The sequence below is a fragment of the Microcoleus sp. A2-C3 genome (genome assembly GCF_036706065.1).
Lineage (GTDB): Bacteria > Cyanobacteriota > Cyanobacteriia > Cyanobacteriales > Microcoleaceae > Microcoleus.
The window spans coordinates 41225-60821 of the sequence record NZ_JAUBVX010000027.1 but is presented as its reverse complement, the minus strand read 5'-3'; the positions used below and the strand labels follow the sequence as shown (position 1 = coordinate 60821).

At 44.3% G+C, this 19597-nt stretch carries 17 protein-coding genes; 11 read left to right on the top strand and 6 right to left on the bottom strand.

Annotation, left to right across the window (positions count from 1 at the left end; translation table 11 throughout):
• Nucleotides 1-20 precede the first annotated feature (20 nt).
• A complete protein-coding gene (locus tag QUB66_RS16320; protein ID WP_265234015.1) occupies nucleotides 21-152 on the bottom strand; it encodes a hypothetical protein in 132 nt (43 codons plus the stop codon).
• Between the two features lie 236 nt (nucleotides 153-388).
• Here QUB66_RS16320 and QUB66_RS16315 point away from each other — a divergent pair, with 236 nt between their 5' ends.
• Nucleotides 389-1594 carry a 4-hydroxy-3-methylbut-2-enyl diphosphate reductase gene (locus QUB66_RS16315; protein WP_332968739.1) on the top strand — a complete coding sequence of 402 codons (1206 nt, stop codon included), beginning with the start codon at nucleotides 389-391 and terminating at the stop codon, nucleotides 1592-1594.
• 499 nt (nucleotides 1595-2093) lie between these two features.
• Here QUB66_RS16315 and QUB66_RS16310 read toward each other — a convergent pair whose 3' ends face one another.
• The gene (locus QUB66_RS16310; RefSeq protein ID WP_332968738.1) at nucleotides 2094-3128 is read right to left on the bottom strand and encodes an RNA-guided endonuclease InsQ/TnpB family protein; all 1035 of its coding nucleotides are present in this window, start codon (nucleotides 3126-3128) and stop codon (nucleotides 2094-2096) included.
• Complete coding sequence (locus QUB66_RS16305) at nucleotides 3046-3402, bottom strand: helix-turn-helix domain-containing protein (protein WP_321161536.1); 357 nt, start codon at nucleotides 3400-3402, stop codon at nucleotides 3046-3048. Before QUB66_RS16305 ends, QUB66_RS16310 begins: the two co-directional genes overlap by 83 nt.
• 243 nt (nucleotides 3403-3645) lie before the next feature.
• Between QUB66_RS16305 and QUB66_RS16300 the strand changes: the two genes are divergently transcribed.
• Both QUB66_RS16300 and QUB66_RS16295 read left to right on the top strand, forming a co-directional pair.
• On the top strand, nucleotides 3646-3897 hold the full coding sequence (locus QUB66_RS16300; protein WP_265234013.1) for a CHASE3 domain-containing protein: 252 nt from the start codon (nucleotides 3646-3648) through the stop codon (nucleotides 3895-3897).
• A 386-nt stretch (nucleotides 3898-4283) separates the two neighbouring features.
• Nucleotides 4284-4781, top strand: a complete 498-nt coding sequence (locus QUB66_RS16295; RefSeq protein ID WP_332968737.1) for a hypothetical protein — start codon at nucleotides 4284-4286, stop codon at nucleotides 4779-4781.
• 64 nt (nucleotides 4782-4845) lie between these two features.
• Here QUB66_RS16295 and QUB66_RS16290 read toward each other — a convergent pair whose 3' ends face one another.
• The 3 genes from QUB66_RS16290 to QUB66_RS16280 all read right to left on the bottom strand — a co-directional run bounded on the left by QUB66_RS16290 (nucleotide 4846) and on the right by QUB66_RS16280 (nucleotide 9484).
• Nucleotides 4846-5211: a response regulator transcription factor gene (locus tag QUB66_RS16290; RefSeq protein WP_039886668.1), complete on the bottom strand. Its 366-nt coding sequence runs from the start codon at nucleotides 5209-5211 to the stop codon at nucleotides 4846-4848.
• 318 nt (nucleotides 5212-5529) lie between these two features.
• Nucleotides 5530-7866, bottom strand: coding sequence for a GumC family protein (locus QUB66_RS16285; protein ID WP_265234011.1), 2337 nt, complete (start codon nucleotides 7864-7866; stop codon nucleotides 5530-5532).
• A gap of 136 nt (nucleotides 7867-8002) precedes the next feature.
• Nucleotides 8003-9484, bottom strand: a complete 1482-nt coding sequence (locus QUB66_RS16280) for a polysaccharide biosynthesis/export family protein (RefSeq protein ID WP_332968735.1) — start codon at nucleotides 9482-9484, stop codon at nucleotides 8003-8005.
• A 307-nt stretch (nucleotides 9485-9791) separates the two neighbouring features.
• Here QUB66_RS16280 and QUB66_RS16275 point away from each other — a divergent pair, with 307 nt between their 5' ends.
• The 8 genes from QUB66_RS16275 (at nucleotide 9792) to QUB66_RS16240 (ending at nucleotide 19570) form a co-directional block, all read left to right on the top strand.
• The gene (locus QUB66_RS16275) at nucleotides 9792-11210 is read left to right on the top strand and encodes an O-antigen ligase family protein (RefSeq protein ID WP_332968733.1); all 1419 of its coding nucleotides are present in this window, start codon (nucleotides 9792-9794) and stop codon (nucleotides 11208-11210) included.
• 119 nt (nucleotides 11211-11329) lie between these two features.
• Nucleotides 11330-12664, top strand: coding sequence for a flippase (locus QUB66_RS16270; RefSeq protein WP_332968732.1), 1335 nt, complete (start codon nucleotides 11330-11332; stop codon nucleotides 12662-12664).
• Entirely contained in the window at nucleotides 12661-13881 is a 1221-nt protein-coding gene (locus QUB66_RS16265; RefSeq protein WP_332968731.1) for a hypothetical protein, read from the top strand. The genes QUB66_RS16270 and QUB66_RS16265 overlap by 4 nt, the downstream gene beginning before the upstream one ends.
• A 57-nt stretch (nucleotides 13882-13938) precedes the next feature.
• Nucleotides 13939-15000: a hypothetical protein gene (locus QUB66_RS16260; protein ID WP_265234006.1), complete on the top strand. Its 1062-nt coding sequence runs from the start codon at nucleotides 13939-13941 to the stop codon at nucleotides 14998-15000.
• An 18-nt stretch (nucleotides 15001-15018) separates the two neighbouring features.
• Nucleotides 15019-15945 (top strand): glycosyltransferase family 2 protein, encoded by a 927-nt coding sequence (locus QUB66_RS16255; protein WP_332968729.1) that lies wholly within the window; start codon nucleotides 15019-15021, stop codon nucleotides 15943-15945.
• A gap of 21 nt (nucleotides 15946-15966) precedes the next feature.
• Entirely contained in the window at nucleotides 15967-17217 is a 1251-nt protein-coding gene (locus QUB66_RS16250) for a glycosyltransferase family 4 protein (RefSeq protein ID WP_332968727.1), read from the top strand.
• A 315-nt stretch (nucleotides 17218-17532) separates the two neighbouring features.
• On the top strand, nucleotides 17533-18414 hold the full coding sequence (locus QUB66_RS16245) for a glycosyltransferase family 2 protein (protein ID WP_321161534.1): 882 nt from the start codon (nucleotides 17533-17535) through the stop codon (nucleotides 18412-18414).
• Nucleotide 18415: 1 nt separating this feature from the next.
• Entirely contained in the window at nucleotides 18416-19570 is a 1155-nt protein-coding gene (locus tag QUB66_RS16240) for a glycosyltransferase family 4 protein (RefSeq protein ID WP_332968748.1), read from the top strand.
• Nucleotides 19571-19597 lie beyond the last annotated feature (27 nt).

The window sequence follows — 19597 nt, the reverse complement described above, 5'->3', positions numbered from 1 at the left end:
TCTGCGTCTCTACGCTTTTTTTAAGTTTTTTTAACGAACTGATCAAAGTCGCGCCCGTCACAGCGGCGCATCAGCACTCCGGGAACGAAAATCCGGCACAGCATATAGCCATTTTTGCCGGATTTGCCCGATCGCAGCACTTGTGGCGGCACGGGTTAGCCTGCTGCGATCGACGTTCGTAACTGATAAAATGATTGCTATATTCCCTGTTCGCTACTAAATCCAATAATACCAGTTTCAAAAAAGAATGTAACTGCATACAAGCCGCAAACCCTTATGCAGTAATTCATTCCAATCTAAAATCTAAAATCTAAAATCGTATAATCCCGATCGCACCCAGGCCTTCTAAAATCAAAGGTAATTAACCTAAATTTCAACTCGATACCGCATGGATACTAAAGCTTTTAAACGATCGCTCCAACAGTCCGAAAACTACCACCGCAAGGGTTTTGGACACCAAGCTGAGGTAGCTGAGGTGATGCAGACGGCTTATCAAAGCAGTCTGATCCAGCAAATTCGCGACAACAATTACAGGCTGCAACGCGGCGCAGTCACTATCCGGCTGGCTGAGGCTTTTGGCTTTTGCTGGGGGGTGGAACGCGCTGTAGCTATTGCTTACGAGACTCGCCAGCACTTCCCCTCGGAACGGATTTGGATTACTAATGAGATTATTCACAATCCTTCTGTAAATCAGCATTTGCGCGATATGGAAGTGGGTTTTATTGCTGTTGAAAAGGGACTGAAAGATTTTTCGGTTGTCGATAGTGGCGATGTGGTAATTTTACCTGCTTTTGGCGCTAGTGTCCAAGAAATGCAGTTGCTGAACGATAAGGGCTGCAAGATTGTTGATACTACTTGTCCTTGGGTTTCTAAGGTTTGGAATACTGTTGAAAAGCACAAGAAGAAAGATTATACTTCGATTATTCACGGTCAATACAAGCATGAGGAAACTGTTGCTACCAGTTCTTTTGCCGATAAGTATTTGATTGTGCTGAATTTGCAGGAAGCTGAATATGTCAGCAATTATATCTTGCACGGTGGCGACAGAAATCAGTTTCTTACTAAGTTTAGTAAGGCTTATTCGGCTGGTTTTGACCCGGATCTGGATTTGGTAAGTGTCGGGATCGCTAACCAAACTACTATGCTCAAAACTGAAACTGAGAATATTGGTAAATTATTTGAAAAGACGATGATGCGGAAGTTTGGCCCGGAGAATCTTAATGAACATTTTCTGAGTTTTAATACTATCTGCGATGCGACTCAGGAACGGCAAGATGCTATGTTGGGTTTGGTTAAGGAGAAGTTGGATTTGATGCTGGTGATTGGGGGTTTTAATTCTTCTAATACTACGCACTTGCAGGAGATTGCGATTCACAAATCTCTTCCTTCTTATCACATTGATTGTGCGGAACGTATTTTACCGGGAAATCGCATCGAACACAAGCCTTTAGGCGGAGATTTGGTCGTAGCTGACAATTGGCTGCCTGATGGTAATATTGTTGTGGGCGTGACTTCCGGTGCTTCGACTCCTGATAAGGTGGTTGAGGATGCGATCGATCGCATTTTGGCGATGAAATCCACTGTTATTGCGTAATTTTCTGGTTCGCCACTGCACTCGGGGTCATCATTTTCGGCGTGCAGTGCGATCGTCTCTCTTGCAAACAGACTATAAACTCCAATTGCTTTTTATTCCCTCTCCCATCTGAAAATTATCCGCGTTAATCTGCGTTCATCTGCGGTTCGTTTCCCTAGCAATTTCTCCCCTGAGTCCTAAAAATTATTTTTAATAAAAAAAATAAATTGCCTTTTTTTTCGGGTAAAAAGCTTGACGCGGGTGGATTGACAAGGTATTATTAAATGATGGGAATAGTGGCAATTTTTAAATTCAAGTCACCACTTCCATTATCTAAAATATACCGCAAAAATCAACCAAAATCAATAGGTAAAAACTCCTTTTTTCCTGCCACGATTTGAAAGACTCAAAGCAACAAAAGCGATGCTACAGAACATGGCGAATTAAGCTTGGCTGGCAGCGAGAGATGGCCTGTTTGCCGTCTCCAACTTAAGGAGGATGCGAGGGGAGCGAGAGTGAACTACCCGACTCTCATCCTACGGATAGAGAGCGGGCTTCCCAATTCAAGAGCAACCGCCTCGACATTAGTAGACTTACGCCCATACTGTTTTGGTCTTACATTGCCTCCAAGGGCAGTAACGCTGGTTCCCAACGCCAATATCCGTAAGCCTTCATTTTTAATATTGATGGCTGCATTAACGTCTCGGTCGTGCCGTTTCCCACAGTGGGGACAATCGAATTCACGGACAGACAAATCCATTTTTGGCAGCGACAGTAAAGTCTCAGAACAAAGGTGCGACGAAGGAAAGAATCGACCTACTTCTAGGTATACTTTACCGAATGCTTCTGCCTTGTATTTGAGCATAGTACAAAACATTCCCCATCCAGCATCGCTGATGGATTTAGCTAGGCAATGATTCTTCACCATGTTCTTTACTGCCAGATTTTCTACGACAATGATTTGGTTTTCATCGACTATCTTACGGGATAGTTTATGTCGGAAATCTTCTCTGACTCTAGCGATTCTAGCGTGGACTTTTGCAACAGCCAATTTAGCCTTACGTCGCTTATTCGTAGTCTTATTTTTTTTGCGAGATAGTTTTTTCTGCTTGCGCTTTAAGTTGCGTTCGTGTTTTTTTAGATGCCGAGGGTTCTGATATTTAGAGCCTTCAGACGTAACAACAAAGTCAAGTAATCCAAGGTCGATGCCGATTGCTTTGCCATCTTCTATCGTCTCAGGTCGAGCAATGCCATCATCCATCAACAATGATGCGTAGTAACGACAATCAGGCATCTTAGACGCCGTAACAGTTTTTACAATACCCACCAATTCACGATGAATTTTAGCCTTAACTACCCCAAGATTGCCAGGGAATTTAATCTGATCATGTTCCAAAACTTTAACGTTTTGAGGAAATTGAATCGATTGTTTGCCCTGACATTTCTTAAAGGTTGGATAAAGGGCGCGACCATCAAAGAAGTTGATAAATGCCTGAGACAGATTTAGTACCGAAGACTGTAAGGCACTGAGAGTAACACTCTTTGAGCCATTCAAACTCAGTCTTCCAGACTGGAATCTGTTTCTTCATCGTGAAGGCAGAGATACTTTTCCCAGTCTCTTTGTAAGTCTGGGACATCGTAGCCAATGACTGATTCCAAACCCAACGGACACAACCACAAGCTTGCGCCAGATGGTTTTGTTGTTCCTGACTGGGATAGATTCTGACTTTGACTGCTTTCAACACAATGTTGTTTATCACGCTACTGGAACTATGATAACACAATGGATCAGACAATACAAATGCAAAGAATACGGCGAGTCGACCCATGCCCGTTCTCCTTCCGATATCTGCGATTGTTGGGATTGTCAAACGGGCAATCGTCGCTTCGGTCCCATTCATCCCGACGCTCATCCGAAGCGGATTGAGCGCGGGGCTTCTGCTGATCCAGCTAAACTAGAAACAAGATAAATCATCGCAGATTTGAGCCTTAAATTTAGACACTTTCGCCACCGTGTGTGCCCGGACAAAAAAACGATCGCCCACATCCAAGTAAAATAAAAAAAGCAGGACTTGCGTGCCGAGTATTTCAAGAATAAATCGCTGACTCGCCAAATCACCGCAGGCATCGGCATGGCCTTGGGGCTGCTAATTTTCAATGCGGCAACTTCCTACCGCAATACTCTCAAGTTAGTCGAAAACGAACGCTCAGTGAGCCACACTCACCAAGTTTCAACTGAACTCGAAGCCACACTTTCCACGTTAAAAGATGCTGAAACCGGACAGCGCGGTTATTTGCTGGTCGGAGTAATTTATCGGCTTTGAAAGCTGGTTTCGATCGCCATTTGGCTAAACCCGTACCACCCGATGTTTTGGTGGAGGCTGTAGTCAGTTTGAGGCAGCAAGCGGTGACAATTTAAAATAACTCAATTAATAATTGGTAATTGTGTTTGATCGTTCGGAATGCAAGTCCTCATCAAACTTTGAGGACTTGCATTCCGAAGGATCAAACCTATAATGCTGATTCACCAAACTCGATCTAGACGGGAACCGCTCAACTCAAAAATACAAATTTTTATATTTTAAAGCAATTGAACTTTTTCTTGTGGGGCGATGCTCTGAGCATCGCCCAAAATATGCAATTTCAAGGCCGATCGACTGATTGGTTTGTGTTAATATGCTAAAATATCCAAAAACCACGCGGTAATTAAGTGGACAAACTTCAGACAGACATCAAAGCAATTTCTTCTCAGATTGAGGCATTGCGCCGGGAACGCCAGCAGCTTAGCATTGGCGCTGCCGCCCCCCTCGGTGATTCGCCTCAAGCGATCGCCGATGCTTACCGCCGTCACGCGAGGGAAACAGCAGAAGTGTCAGCAGAAGTCAAGGGGATAGATGATGCGATCGCTGCTCTGTCTGATCAACTTCATCAGAAACAGCAGCTATCGGTAAACTTGCAAAGAAGGAACCCGATGGAGGAGCAGGTTGAGGAGGGAAGAGTTCTCGCTCGCGGACACGCGGAACGGATTAACGAACTGGCGGGGGAACTGGCTGCGGAAGTGAAGGGACTCAAAGCCATCGCTGACCAAATTAGCCCCAGTTACTGGCAGGTTTATTACAAGCCTTTTATTACTGGTTTTAAGAGTATTTCTGTGCCCTACGTGCGATCGGACGGGGATGTTTGGACTATTGTCAATCGAGTAGTTTAGAGAGGCTGCGGGATCAGAAATTGGAACCACTCAAGACATTTTTTTCTGTCCCTCTTCCTCTACTTCAACCGCGCAGCAGTTGCTTAATCGTACCGACCAATTCCTGAGGGTGAAATGGCTTGGCGATGTAAGCATCAGCTCCTTGTTTCATTCCCCAGTAGCGATCGAACTCTTCGCTTTTGCTCGAACACATTACCACCGGCAGATTCTGAGTTTTGGGGTCGCTTTTGAGCCGGCGACAGACTTCGTAGCCGTTCATCCGGGGCATCACGATATCCAGAACGACTAAATCTGGGCGGTTGGCTTTGATTTGCTCTAGAGCTTCTACGCCATCACTAGCTACCGTGACGTTGAGTCCTCTACCTTTGAGCAAGTCAGCGATCATCTCCCGCAGAGTGACGCTATCATCAACAACCATAACTGTACTCATAGAATAATCCCTACCAAGTTTCTGGGTTGAAACGTTCACATTAACGTTTGCATTAACGTTCACCTTCAAAGGTGTCTTTTCCTGATTGAGATTGCGTTCTGCTAGATGTAGTTTACCCACTTTTGCTGATTTCCCAATCATTTTTTAAAGAATTATCGCGAATTTAAAGATCCGCGTAATCTCGGTTGACACACGAGGCTATGTCCGTTAGTCTATCATTTTCTTTCTCAAATGGTACTTTTCTCAAAAAATGACGGTGCAGCTTGCTTGTGCAATTCCGATCGAGGAAGGTGGCGCGCCGCCTGCATCAAAATTTGTCTAATTTTGATTTTTTGTACCTAAAGCGATTTTTTGGTCGTAGAGCGTCTCTAAACCGATCGGGCGCTGGCGATAGCTATGACGGTCGTTTTTGCAGCCGTTAGCCACGATTCCCAAGACGGAAGCTCCAGAAAATTTTAATTCTTCTAAAACTTTGCTAACTTGCGATCGATCTGTTTTACCAATTTGCACCACCATAATCGTAGCGTCGGTGTGAGCTGCGATCAAGTGGGCGTCTGCCAAGCCTGATAGGGGCGGGGTATCATAAATCACTAAGTCAAAAAATGCTTGAAACTGCTCCATCAGATACTGCATTTTTTTGGAAGAAAGCAGCTTGATCGGATCGGCGGGAATTTGGCCGGCGGTAAGTACGAACAAATTCTCTTGGTTGGGCGCTCGCTGAATCGCATCGTTGAGGCTGAGATCTGTGGAGATGGCATCGCCCAGGCCGCGCACGTTCGGCAGTCCTAGCTTAGTATGCAGTTGCGGGCAGCGCAAATCGGCATCTACTAACAATACTCGCTGTCCGACTGCTGCTGCTGTGGCTGCCAGGTGCAAAGCTACTGTAGATTTGCCGTCTCCAGCTACGGCCGAGCTCACTAAGAGCGATCGAATCGCCGTACCTGCACTGAGCAAGTGAATGTTCGTGTAGAGCGATCGAAATGCTTCTAAAAATTGATAGTCTAACTCCCTAAAAATACTTTGCCCCAGCATCGGAGCAGTAGGTGCAGCTTCGAGCGGTTCGAGAACTTGCACTTGCGACTTCGACGACGATCGAGCCGATGTTAGTTTCCTTGGTCTGGCTGGCGGTCTGCGCTTGACTTTTTTGGTAAACGGAATCACCCCTAGCACCGGCAATCTTGTGGCTGTTCTCAGCGATTCTGGAGTGTGGAAAACATTATTTAGCACCTCTACTAGCAAGCCGACTGCTATGCCCAGCAGACTACTTAAAATTACTGCCAGCACTAACTGTTTTTTGGTTTGTTTGACGGTAGCTGTGACAAACTTGCCGAATTTGTCTAGCGGAATTTCTGGAGGATTGATCAGTACCCAAGGTATTTGCTGCTGAGCTGCATCAATCCGCAAAGCTTCTCGTTTTGCCAAAAAGTCTGAAAAACTCTTAGTAACTACTTGCAGTTCCCGCTGTAAATTGTCGTATTGCCGCGTTGTCACTGAAAAATTTCTGATTTTTTGGTTGAGATCTTTTTGTAATTGAGTCATTTCGCGATCGCGCGCCTCAACTTCTTGGATTTGGCTGCTTAAATTTGCCATCACCACTTCTTTGGCTTGTTGACTTGCTGTCAAAATCAGTTCTTCCCGACTTTTTCGCAACGCTAAAACGGGCAAACTGTCATCTCTGTATTGAGCTAATTTTAGGGAGAGGTCTGAGTCTATTTTCTGGATTTGGCCTAAGAGTCCGCCGTAAGCTTGTCCTTGGGTCATCAACACGCCAACTGGGTTATTTTGATTGACTAATTTTTGATAACTTTGGTAGAGAGTACGCATCCCTTTTAACTGTACTTGGAGTCCTACTTGCTGTCCCCGAATGCTTTGAACTTGTTCTGACAGAGATTTTCCCTCTAGCTGGGGGTCAAACAAGTTACTATCCTGCCGCAGTCTTTGGACTTGTAGTTGCAGAACTTCGACTCTTTCTCGGAGCTTGGGCATCTCCATATCTATAAATTTAATGCCTTGATTAATGCCCGTCAGCCGCTGCTGCAAGCTATATTCTAGATAAGCTTTAGAAATTTTATCCAATACGCCATAAATTCTCTTTGGGTCTGAATCTTTGTAGCGAACTTCTAAAATTTTTGTGCCTTGTTGTTTGCCATCTTTTCCGTAGCTGACGCGGCTGATAGACAGTTTTGACATCATTTCGCTGTAGGTCAGGTTGGGATTCCAAGCTCGCAATTCCTGAAGCACTGGCTGCATCATTTTGGGACTGCGCAAAATTCTAATTTGGGTTTCGTAGTCTACTAAGCTAATCCCTTCTATATTAATTTTTGCTAAATCGGCAGCGACGGTGTTGTCTAATTGTTTGGATAGCAAACCTTCAGCGGTGGCTGGTTCTACTAACAGGGAAAAGGAGCCTTCATACTCGAGCGTTATCTTTTTAGAAGTCAGGAAGATCGCTGTTCCGGCAAGGGCGCTCAAAGCAATGGTGGCTGCTGCCATGACCAGGATACGGCGGCGCAGGACTCCTAACAGCCAGGACAAGTCTAGCTTTTCTTCCTCTGTCTCCTCGACAAACCTATCTCTGTAGTTCTGAGCCGAGAAGTCGGGCAGTTTGCCCTTTGATTTAGGTGTGAAGGGTTGGTAATCTTGTCTGCTATCCATATTCAGCCTGGGTATTTTTGAGGTTTATATTTGTGATGTTGATATTTTTGAAGCTGCCACGCCACGACGCCAGAAATCCTATTGTTTAATTTATTCTAGCCTTTCCCACGAATTATCCACCTCACCAGCAACGTTCTTACCTGAATAAATTTCGGAAAACGTTTATAAAATTTAACACTCCGGTAGCTGGTCCGACAGGCCCGACTACAGCGTTCATGCGGTCTACGAAGTTGACGAGACCGCTGCGGGAAACGATAATCATGTCGTTGTTCCGAAGTTGAGGATTTACTTCTTCGTTAATGCCTTGAGTTAAATCAACTTCGATCGTCCGTTTAGTAGCTGTACCGTCGGTATTGAGGCGGACTAGCTCAATTTTATTCCTTTTAGCTCTCGTATTCTCGTAGCCAAAAAAACCTCTAGAAATTAAAGCTTGATTCAGCGTGGCATTAGCTGGGAGCCTGACCGGATCGAGGGCTGTTCTGACTTCTCCTACTACATAAACGTTAATGCCGGGGGGAGCAAAGTTAGTGCTAGCCAGCACGCCAGCTTCTGCGGGGTTGACTATCGTGGCTTTGGGTACGAGGATCGTGTCTCCCTCCTGGAGGATGGTATCTTGGGCGCCGTCGCCGGACTCTAGGAACTGCCACAGGTTGACTGGGATAATTTGTTCGCCTCTTCTGGTGACGCGGCGCACTTGGATTTGCCGGATGTCGGCATCGGAGGTGATGCCCCCGGCTAGCTGAATGGCGCGGATGACGGTGGGGAAGCCTTCGCGACTGGCGTCGTTTGTGGTGTTGCCACCGATGACGACGTAAGCCCCCGGGCGGGTGACTTGGCCGACGATCGAGATCGATCGAGGTTTTTCGGGCGGTGGCGAAAAGTTGGCGATCGCGAATTGGCGCGCTTCTGCTTGGTTGAAGTTAGTGACTGTGGGGATCACAATAGTGTCTCTGTCTTGCAAAATGATATCTTGGGAGATGTCTCCTTCTTGCAAGAATTTCCACAGGTTGACGTTAAGCACTTGATCCGGGCCGTCTGGTTGGGGACGGCGGACACGGATGTTGCGGATGTCGGCGACACCCGTGACGCCTTCTGCGAGTCTAATCGCTTGGGTGACGGTGGGATACTGCACACTCGGCGCGACCCCCGGCCCTGGAGTCAGGGTAATGATGAAGTTTCCGGGCCTGGTGACTTCTCCGATCACGCCGACGTTCAGGGGGCGGGCGGCGACGAGGCTGACTGTGACTACCGGGTCTTTGAGGACGCGCAGGTAGGCGTTGCGGATGATGTTGGTGGCTTCTACTAAGGTGCGGGCGCGGATGGAGATCAGACCGATGAGGGGAAGGTTGACAGAACCGTCTGAGAGGACTTCGTAGCCACGGGTGAGTTCTGGTACTTCGAGTATTTCTACTTGGATGCGATCGCCGCCACCGAGTTTGTAACTTTCGGGCGATCGTCTAACGCCCCCCGATGGTGTTGTGACTGCGCCGGGACGCAATTGCAGTTGCGCCGTTGCACCAAGCGGGAACCCAAGGGAAATACTCGCGCAGGCGATCGTCCACAATGTCAAACTCAAGAGGGGTGCGGTTATTTTTTTGGGGAAATCAGCGTTAACCACAGGCTACCTATTTTATCTGAGGATCATTCACCAGTTTAATCGCTCACCATTGAAATGCCATGTCGATCGCAGATACAAAGAAAAAAAATCATCAAATTTTCTTCCCCTCCCCCCAAAGCACTTATCTAGAAGGCAGAATTAAAAAAAACCTCATTCCCGAACCCCTCTCCTCCTACCCAACCAACAATTTAGATCCGCAGCAGCTTACGTAGAAAGATCGCGGGCGACAACTGCCTCGGTTTATTGTTATTTTGGTGGAATTAGCCCGCTGCTAAATTGATCTTTTTCTCAGAGAGAGTAAATATTTATGGCGAAAATCATTAAGGAACTAATTATCAGCAATAATTTGTTGCTGATTATATTGGGTGTCAGTGGATTGATGATCACTCTGTTCATATTTCAGATAGCCAGCAAAAAAAAATTCGGTGTTACTTTTGAGAAATGGTTTGCTATTTTGTACATTTTCATATCTCCTCACGTCAATGTACCTCCTTTTAATTACCTGCATTTTATCAATCTTACTGAAACTAATGGCGCTATTGTCAATCAGCTTCCTATTGTCTTTTATCCCTGGATAGTATTTATTTTATGTGGAAGATTTATTAAATTTTTCAAAAATCAGTTTGTAGAAGGATTGTCATTTTTGTTGCTGAGAAATCCTGGTTTCTCGCTGTATTGTTTGCTACCAATCACATCGACATTGTGGTCATTAGTTCCTGAAATTACGCTGAAAGCAGGGATAGCATTTACAGGTTTTACTGTTGTTACTTTTTATCTAGGTGCACGATATGAGTGGCACGAACTATCAGGTTTGGTGCGATGGGGCTATACCTCGATCGGTATAGTTAGTTTTTTGCGGCACCCGAATGTGGGACGGGAATTTGCAGGAATTACGAGTCACAAAAATTCTCTGGGCAGCATCATGGTGGTGAGTACAGCACTTTGGTATCTGCACTATTCCCAAGGTGCTAAAACTCAGAAAGAACGCTGGATAGCTCTGGGATTCATGTTGTTTTCCTTTTATTTGGTGAGAGCTACTAGCTCCGGTGGTTCTTTAGTTAATAGTTTGATGCTGATAGTTATAGTATCATCTTTGAGTTTTTTGAGCAAGTTAAAGTTTCAATGGGCATTTACTTCTATTGTCGGTTTTACGGTATTGGGGATCATTTCCAGCGTTTATATAATAGACAATTTAGAGTCCATTGTTGTCGGAGGTTTGGGAAAGGATTTGACTTTGACAGGACGCACGGAGTTCTGGCCACAATTAATCGCGGCAGCCAATCAGCGTCCTTGGTTTGGCTATGGATTTGATGGATTTTTTCAACAAGCTTTACTGGGCGATAAAACCCCAGCTTATTTTGTATATACTCCGAATGGATTTCAACCGAAAACTGCTCATAATGGCGGTATATCAGTATTGCTCTCTTTCGGTTATCCAGGACTCCTACTAATCTTAGTTTCTCTGTTAACCAATCTAATTTTTGCCGTCCGGGAACTGAGCCGACGCCCGCTATCTGAATCGGGAATACCGATTATTTACTTAGTTTTTATTGTTTTGAATAACTTAACTGAAGGTTCTATCGGTGATCTTGGGGATGTGTGGCTTGCCTACGTGTTAATCACAGTTAGACTCAGTATCGATAGTAGCAAATCTCCATCCAGCAACCGCCGCATTTACGGAGGAGATTTGGTGCAGCGAGATCCATCCAGATTGAATCATGATTAACTTGCAGAAGTTAAAAATCGATCGAACTATGATATACTAAATTAATGAGCCTGGTTTTTGATTAATTCCCCAGCGCTCGAAAAGTATATTTATTTCTGACAAGGACTGAAAACTTTCTGATGTTAGATAAGCTAAATGCGGTCAGTCAAAAGCTCGGCCCTGGCCTCCGCCAGGTACTCGGCAATCTGGCTTGGCTGTTGACAGACCAAATTTTGCAGATGGCTCTGGGTCTGTTGGTGGGAGTGTGGGTAGCTAGATATCTAGGCCCGGAACAATTTGGCTTAATCAATTATGCGATCGCCTTTGTGTCCCTGTTTGCCTCGGTAGCAACGATGGGATTGGGTACTCTGGTAGTGCGCGACATTGCTCGCAATCCCGACTGCAAAGAAGAGACTCTGGGAACTGCTTTTGCCATACAATTAGCAGGCGGAATCATCACTTTACTGCTAACGGTAACAGTGATTTCGATACAAAATCCCAATGACAACTTAACTCGTTGGCTGGTGGGGATCATCGCCGCCGGAACTATTTTTCAGTCCTTTGAAACAATAAATTTTTGGTTTCAGTCTCAAGTTCAATCTAAGTATACAGTTGTTGCTAGAAATTGCGTATCATTACTGGTTGCAGGACTCAGAATCGGATTAATTCAACTCAAAGCACCGCTGATTGCTTTTGCTTGGTTGAGGTTGGGAGAGGTAGCATTGGCGGGATTGGCGATCGCCATTGTCTATCAAAGCAGGGGAAATGATTTAAAGCTGTGGCGAGTCAGTTGGCAACGAGGCAAACAATTGCTTCAGGAAAGTTGGCCGCTGGTGATGTCGAGCTTGGCGGTTTTTATTTATTCCAAAATCGATCAGATTATGCTCGGTTCTATAGATAAAACTGAGTTGGGATATTATGCAGTTGCAGTCAAACTATCGGAAATCTGTGATTTTTTGCCTGTGATCATCGCTTCTTCTATTTTCCCTAAACTCGCACAGTTAAGAGAAAAAAATTATGGCGAATACTTAAAAAACTTTCAGATTTACTCAGATGCCATGTTATTTTTGTGGTTGGGAGTGGCATTACCAATCTCTCTGCTAGCTCCTTTCATAGTCCAGACTCTCTACGGCGCTCAATATACAGACTCAGCTAGGGTATTGTCAATCTACGTTTGGGCTCAATTTGGCAGTAACTTCGGCATCGCTAGAAATACCTATTTTGCCTTAGAAGGTCAACTGCGATACGGTCTTTACTTGACATTTATTGGCTCATTTTTTAATATAGTATTGAACTCTCTACTGATTCCTAAATATGGAGCTTTTGGAGCAACGGTGGCAACTTTAATCACTTATTTCTACGTAATTATTTTAGTCAACTTTTTGATCAAAGAACTGAGACCTTTTGGTAATTTAATCCTGAATTCGCTGAATTTATACAAGGCTGCTTCCAGGCTAAGAGGATTGATCAAATGATTGAAATTAAACCCAAGCTCGAACATCGATCGCACTGTCTCTCCTCTGGCCAAATACTCAAACCTGTCAAAGTATTGTGGCAAGGTGCCCGCGTCTGTGTTGTGTCTGAGTCTCCAGGAGGCGGCGAGATCATTGACGAGTTGAGAATTGGCCACGCCGCTAAAACTGCTTACAGCATTAACTTAGCTGAAGGAACAACATTTAGTAAGGACAAATATGCAGAAGAATTTTTAGCAAAACCCTTGCTCAAATCTCTGCAAAATCCTCAAAACGAACAGCTAGAAATTTCTCAAGAAATATTCAAATCTTGCGATCGGGTAATCGTATTAAACTGCATTGATTATCTTTACGGACACAGCCTTTTAAAGTTGCTCAACGCACAGAGGCATTTAGAATCTCACCCAGAATTGGGTTTGATTGTCATTGTCCAAAAATTTATGAGGTGGATGGTTCCCGAAGGAGTTGCCGAAGTCTGGACAGTACCTGTATCGCTGAAAAATGGTCAGTGTTACTATCCCAGTTTTGGGAATTTTGTTAGCAAACAGTTAGAACGTTTTGATGAAGTTTACGTAAGCAAAGCCTATTCTCACCCCAGTCAATTTGATATTAGTAAATTTACAGGGGTTCCCAAACACGATTTTGACAAAGAAGAATACAAAATTACTTTTGTTTGGCGGGAAGATCGGCTGTGGTGCAATAATTTACTTTTCAAAGTTTGCCGAAAACTAAACTTGCTGCAAATTCCTTTAAGTATTCAAAATTGGCAAGTGCACAGCTTGTTTACAAAAATGCGAAAATTGCTGCCTTCAGCTAAGTTTGCAGTGGCAGGTTTAGGCAAAAGCACTAGCTTTCCTGAGTGGGTAGAAGATTTAAGAGTGGATAAGTTTGATGAAAAAACTGAGAGGCAAATGTGTCAGGTTTATGCTGAAAGTCGCTTGGTGATTGGCATTCACGGTTCCAATATGTTGCTGCCTTCGGGACACGCTGGTATGACGATCGATATGATTGATGAAAGGTGGGGCAATTTTGCTCAAGATATTTTATATCAGGAAACAGACGCCAGACTGTCTTCGTTTCGCTATCGATATCTGCCGCTGGCGACTAGCTTGAAAAACTTAGCACATATTGGTTCTGAAATGATTCTCAAACGCTCGGATTTCTATTTTCACATGACAGGCGATTCCCTACCCTTCGGGAACGCTTCGCGAACGGGATAGCTTCGCTTCACGGCTTTAATTAACTTTACACCTTAAAGATAATAGGAGATATACACCATGAATGACAGCGGTTCTGTTTACATAGTTACTGGAATGTGCTGTGATGAAGAAGGCCAGGAAAGTAAATATCCGCAGGGATCGAATGCGAAATCTTCATCGGAAAAATTTCAATCAGTTTACTGGCGATGTGCTGTGCTATATTTTGCTTCCAGCGTTAGAAATAACCCGGAAGCTCAGCATATCTTATTTACGAATGCCGATCGCATTCCAAATCTTGAAAGCTTTAACACCGTTGAATTTTTCGACAAAATCGGAGTTAAAGTTGTCCAGATTCCATTTACCTATCAGCCACCACTTGAATATTACCCCGCCTTCAGAAGTACGTTTTTTAAGTTTGACATCATTCAATACCTCAAAAATAATTCTGAGTTAAACGATCGCTGTATCGCTTTAGACTCTGACTGCGTGTGGGTAAACTCCGCCGATCGCATAATTGCCGATATTGAAAAAGAAGGTTTGGTAACCTACGATTTGTACGAGCCTGACGACAAAAAAATAAGCGGTTTAACCAGGCGAGAAATGCAGACAATTTATGAGGAATTAGGCTATAAAGTAGATGAGCCTCCCAAGTATTTTGGTGCAGAATTTATCGTAGGAAGTGGTAAGCACATTAAAATATTGTCCGACGAAGTAGACTCGATCTGGGAGACTTGCTTGCAAAGATTTGCCGAAGGGAAGACAAAATTTTATACAGAAGAGCAGATGCTCACCTACATTTACAATAAGCTGGGATATGCTCGCGGCAGTGGGAATGCTTACTTTAATCGAGTGTGGACATCGCCGATCTACTATACAGCAACTGAGGCTGATTTCAAAATGGATGTGTGGCATTTGCCAGCCGAAAAAGGATACGGAATTAAGCGACTTTTTGCACAAGTTGCTAATCCCAACTCTGATTTTTGGAATCTGCCTGTAGGAGAACAGTTTACTAAATATGTTGCGGGTTATGTAGGAATACCAAAACGCAATATTTCTAAGACTGTTTGGGATGTGTTTGACAATAAAATTTCTGGTCTCAAAAGGAGATTGTCGAAAGTCACAAGTGTTGTCCGCAATTAGCATAGTGGAGTTCTGTAAATGTTCGATCGACCATTAAAAACCCCCGTCGCGTTTATTATTTTCAAACGCCCGGAAGAAACCCAGAGAGTATTCGCAGAAATTCGCAAAGTCCAGCCGTCTAAATTGCTAGTAGTTGCTGACGGGCCGCGGCCGGATAGACCTGGAGAAGACACACAATGCGCTGCTACTCGCGCGATTATTGATCAGGTGGATTGGGAATGCGAAGTTTTGCAAAATTATGCCGATCGCAATTTGGGCTGTCGTCAGCGAGTTTCTAGCGGGCTAGATTGGGTGTTTGATACGGTGGAAGAGGCGATTATTATTGAGGATGATTGTTTGCCGGATAGTACATTTTTTTACTTTGCAGAAGAGTTGCTAGAACGCTACCGATACGACGAACGAATTATGTCGATATCTGGTCAAAATGTGCAGTTTGGGAAGCAGCGAACTGATTATAGCTACTACTTTTCTCGCTACACTCACTGCTGGAGTTGGGCGAGTTGGAGGCGAGCTTGGCGACACTACGATTTAGATATGAAGCTGTGGCCTTCGGTTCGAGATGGCAATTTTTTGATGGATATATTGGGAGATGCTCATGCTGCTAAAATCTGGACTAAAACTTGTCAGTTGTGTTACGAAGGAGCAATTGACACTTGGGATTTTCAGTGGACATTTGCGAGTTTTATTCAAAATGGTTTGAATATTTTGTCTAATGTCAATTTAGCTGCAAATATCGGACATGGAACGGGGGGAACTCACACGGATGATATCAACAGTCCCTACAATAATATGTCTGTTGAACCGATCGCCTTTCCTCTCAAACATCCTCCGTTTGTGATTCGCGACGCCCAAGCTGATAACTTCACTCAGGAGAGTTTATATGATTACGATCCGAAATTGGTCAAGAAAGTACAACGAAAAATTAAACAATTGTTGAGTAAGTAGGCCTGAGTTAAGGATATTTTGATGAAAGTTCTGCTGGTAAGTAATTACGATCTTAAAGGTGGTGCTGCGAGGGCGACTTATCGCCTGCACCAGGGCTTGCAAAGTATCGGGGTAAATTCCGAAATCTTGGCTGGTTATAAGTCGAGTGATGATGAAACGGTGCGGTTGATGCCGACAAAGTTAGGAGAAAAGTTTAAGAGTCTCCGACCTAAATTAAATAGATTGCCGTTAAAACTGTATCCAAAATTAGGTCAGGTAATTTTTTCGCCGCAATGGGTTCCTGATTCCCTGGCATCGGAAGTTGCCAAAATTAACCCAGATGTGATTAATTTGCACTGGGTTTGTGAAGGTTATATGCAGATTGAAACCCTGGCAAAGTTTAATAAACCTGTGGTTTGGACGCTGCACGATATGTGGGCGTTTACGGGTGGATGTCACTATAGTGAAAATTGCGATCGCTATCTTGATGCTTGCGGTGCTTGTCCGCAACTGCACAGCACTAAGGATGCGGATATTTCTCGTTGGATTTGGCAGCGCAAAGCTCAAGCTTGGCAAAATTTGGATCTGACTTTGGTAACTCCGAGTCATTGGTTGGCTGAATGCGCGAAATCTAGTTCTTTGTTGAAAAAATATCCAGTTAAAGTCATTGCGAATGGTCTTGATGCTGAACTCTACAAGCCGCTGAACCGCCCGCAGGTGAGAGATAGTTTGAATTTGCCCCAACATAAACGGTTGGTGTTGTTTGGGGCGATGGAGGGAACGGGCGATCGCTGGAAGGGTTTTCCGTTGCTGGTTCCGGCTCTGCAAAGGCTGAGTCAGTCGGGATGGAAAGATCAGATTGAACTTTTGGTTTTTGGGTGTTCTGAGCCTGAAAGCCCGATCGATGTTGGTTTCAAAACTCATTATTTAGGCAGGCTGGATGATGCTGCTTTGTCAAAAGTGTATGCGGCGGCGGATGTGATGGTTGTGCCATCGCGGTACGAAGCTTTTGGTCAAACGGCGTCGGAAGCGCTGGCGTGCGGTACGCCTGTGGTGGCTTTTGATGTGACGGGATTAAAAGATATTGTCGATCGCCAGCATAATGGTTATTTAGCCCAACCCTATGACAGTGAGGATTTAGCGCGAGGGATTGCTTGGGTGCTAGAAGATTCTGAGCGACACCAAAAGCTTTGTCGCAACGCACGAGAGAAAGTTGAAGCAAAGTTTACATTAGAAGTGCAAGCTCGCGAGTATCAAAACCTTTATCAAGAAGTTTGGCAAGCCCCTAAGTAGGTAAAACTCATTAAACCGACAATTTGTAGGCTATCGAAAATACCTGTTTTTGGATGTGTATTGGTATATATTCGGACAGTGGACGTATTGATTGTTACAATTACCCCGTCAGGCAATTATCGTCGGGGCCAAGCTAGAAAATCAAAAAATAAACGATCGAGTAAATATCTTGATAGTTGGGGCAAACTAAGTTAATAATTGGATAGGACTCGAAGTCGATCGGCATTGTCGATCGCCCGAAGACTGTTTTCTACCATTTTTGCACAAACAGCCAAATATTTGATATAGATGGAGCAGATAAGTATAGCAGTCCTGATGACTTGCCATAACCGCAAGTTAAAGACTTTGGCCACTCTAGAGTCGCTGTTCAAGCAAAAATTAACAAGTGAAATTGCACTCAATGCTTATCTGGTAGATGATGGCAGCACTGATGGCACAGCCGCAGCGGTACAGCAAACATACCCTCAAGTCAAGATTTTTTCGGGAGATGGTAACTTATTTTGGAATGGAGGAATGCGGGTGGCTTTCAGCGAAGCCATCAAAGACGATCCAGACTACTATGTCTGGCTCAACGACGACACCGTACTCGATCCAGAAGCTTTAAACGACCTGTTGACCACCAGTAGCGAGCTAATGAAAAAAGGAGAAGAAAAGGCGATCGTTGCCGGCTCTACTCGCGATCCAGAAACAGGTAATTTTACTTACGGCGGTATAGTCAAGATTACCCCATTACTTCCCTTTAAATTTCGCTTCCTCCAACCAACAAAAGCAGCTCAGCCTTGTGACAGCATGAATGGTAACTTCGTGTTAATTCCCCGCAGCGTCGTTGAACTGGTTGGCAATCTCGATCCAGCCTTTATTCATTATTTATCAGATTGGGAATACGGTCTGCGTGCTAGACAAAAAGGCTGTACAGTTTGGATAGCTCCAGGATATCAAGGAACTTGTTCTCCCAATCCGCAGTCAACCACAACAGCGGCTGCCAATATGAGTGAAGGTTTGCAAAAAATGAACCAACCCAAGGGTTTAGCTTTTAAAGATGCTACCCTTCAACCCTGGGAAGAGTGGAAAGTGTTTGCTCAGCGTCACGGTGGTTTATTCTGGCCAGTGTATTGGTTGCTACCTTACAGAAGGTTAGTTTGGTTTTCAGTTTTGAGCAAGCTGGGATTGACTAAAAACAAAACTGAAGGTGAATAGCATGGTCGATGGAGATGATTTGCGCGTCGCTTGGCTGGTTCCAGAAGTAGAATTGGGTGCCTATTGGCAGCCTGTATTGAGAGAATTTACAAAAGTATATAAAAATACTGTGTTTTATACTGGTCGCGTTTGGTCTGGGTTCGATCCGACGCTACCAGGAGCATCAGCAATTAAGTTGGTAGGGGAGACTAAATTTGTCGAGACGGAAAAGATAGAAACAGGATACGATCGCGGTTTCATCGCAGTGTCCCCTAGCATAATCGGTCACTTGCTCAAATTTAGACCTCAAGTAGTTTTTCCGCAAGCTTTTTCTTTGTGGACTGTCTTAGTAATTCTCCTCAAACCGCTTTGTCAATGGCGAGTTGCAATTATCTATGATGGTAGTTCTCCGAACACGGATTTTCGAGATTCGAGCTTTCGGACATTCGCCAGACGCATTCTAGCTAAGTTTGCCGATGCTTTTGTTTCTAACAGCCAAGCCGGGAAAAGATATTTGGTGGAGGTTCTCCATGCACCGGAAGAGCAAGTTTTTACGAGAACTTATTTAGTTCCCGATGCGGAAACGCTGCTAAAACCTTTGACAACAAAAAAGCGGCTCAATTTAGATATCAAAAAACCAGTTTTTTTATATGTGGGAAGGATCACAGCTCGAAAAGGAATTAAAACCCTCTTAGAAGCTTGTGCTATTCTAAAAAAACAAGGATATTCTGATTATACTTTACTAATTGTTGGCAAGGGCGACCAGCAAGATGAGTTGGAAGCTTTTATTAAAGAGCAAGATTTCCCCGATCAAGTAAACTGGGTGGGATGGGTTGATTACGGAAGTTTGGGTGCTTATTTTCAGCTTGCTGATGTTTTTGTTTTTCCTACTTTTGAGGATGTCTGGGGCATGGTTGTACCGGAAGCAATGGTGTTTGGTAAACCGGTATTGTGTTCTAACGGTGCAGCTTCTAGTGAGTTAATTGCGTCAGGGAAAAACGGTTATATTTTCGATCCTAGCAATGCCAAGGAGTTGGCAGAAAAGATGAAGATTTTTATAGATAGTCCTGATTTGATTGAATCGATGGGAGACTATTCGCGGCAGCTAATTTCTCAAAAAACTCCTGAAACAGCAGCTAAAGCTTATGTTGAAGTTACATCTTTTTTGATGAAGTAAGTTGACGGTTGACAGTTGACAGTTGTT

What these genes read in the sequence shown, in the direction of transcription:
- QUB66_RS16245 (WP_321161534.1), top strand. Translation starts at nt 17,533, where the DNA reads ATGACTTGCCATAACCGCAAGTTAAAGACTTTGGCCACTCTAGAGTCG.
- QUB66_RS16265 (WP_332968731.1), top strand. Translation starts at nt 12,661, where the DNA reads ATGATTGAAATTAAACCCAAGCTCGAACATCGATCGCACTGTCTCTCC.
- QUB66_RS16250 (WP_332968727.1), top strand. Translation starts at nt 15,967, where the DNA reads ATGAAAGTTCTGCTGGTAAGTAATTACGATCTTAAAGGTGGTGCTGCG.
- QUB66_RS16285 (WP_265234011.1), bottom strand. Translation starts at nt 7,866, where the DNA reads ATGGATAGCAGACAAGATTACCAACCCTTCACACCTAAATCAAAGGGC.
- QUB66_RS16275 (WP_332968733.1), top strand. Translation starts at nt 9,792, where the DNA reads ATGGCGAAAATCATTAAGGAACTAATTATCAGCAATAATTTGTTGCTG.
- QUB66_RS16255 (WP_332968729.1), top strand. Translation starts at nt 15,019, where the DNA reads ATGTTCGATCGACCATTAAAAACCCCCGTCGCGTTTATTATTTTCAAA.
- QUB66_RS16290 (WP_039886668.1), bottom strand. Translation starts at nt 5,211, where the DNA reads ATGAGTACAGTTATGGTTGTTGATGATAGCGTCACTCTGCGGGAGATG.
- QUB66_RS16260 (WP_265234006.1), top strand. Translation starts at nt 13,939, where the DNA reads ATGAATGACAGCGGTTCTGTTTACATAGTTACTGGAATGTGCTGTGAT.
- QUB66_RS16270 (WP_332968732.1), top strand. Translation starts at nt 11,330, where the DNA reads ATGTTAGATAAGCTAAATGCGGTCAGTCAAAAGCTCGGCCCTGGCCTC.
- QUB66_RS16315 (WP_332968739.1), top strand. Translation starts at nt 389, where the DNA reads ATGGATACTAAAGCTTTTAAACGATCGCTCCAACAGTCCGAAAACTAC.
- QUB66_RS16240 (WP_332968748.1), top strand. Translation starts at nt 18,416, where the DNA reads ATGGTCGATGGAGATGATTTGCGCGTCGCTTGGCTGGTTCCAGAAGTA.
- QUB66_RS16305 (WP_321161536.1), bottom strand. Translation starts at nt 3,402, where the DNA reads ATGGGTCGACTCGCCGTATTCTTTGCATTTGTATTGTCTGATCCATTG.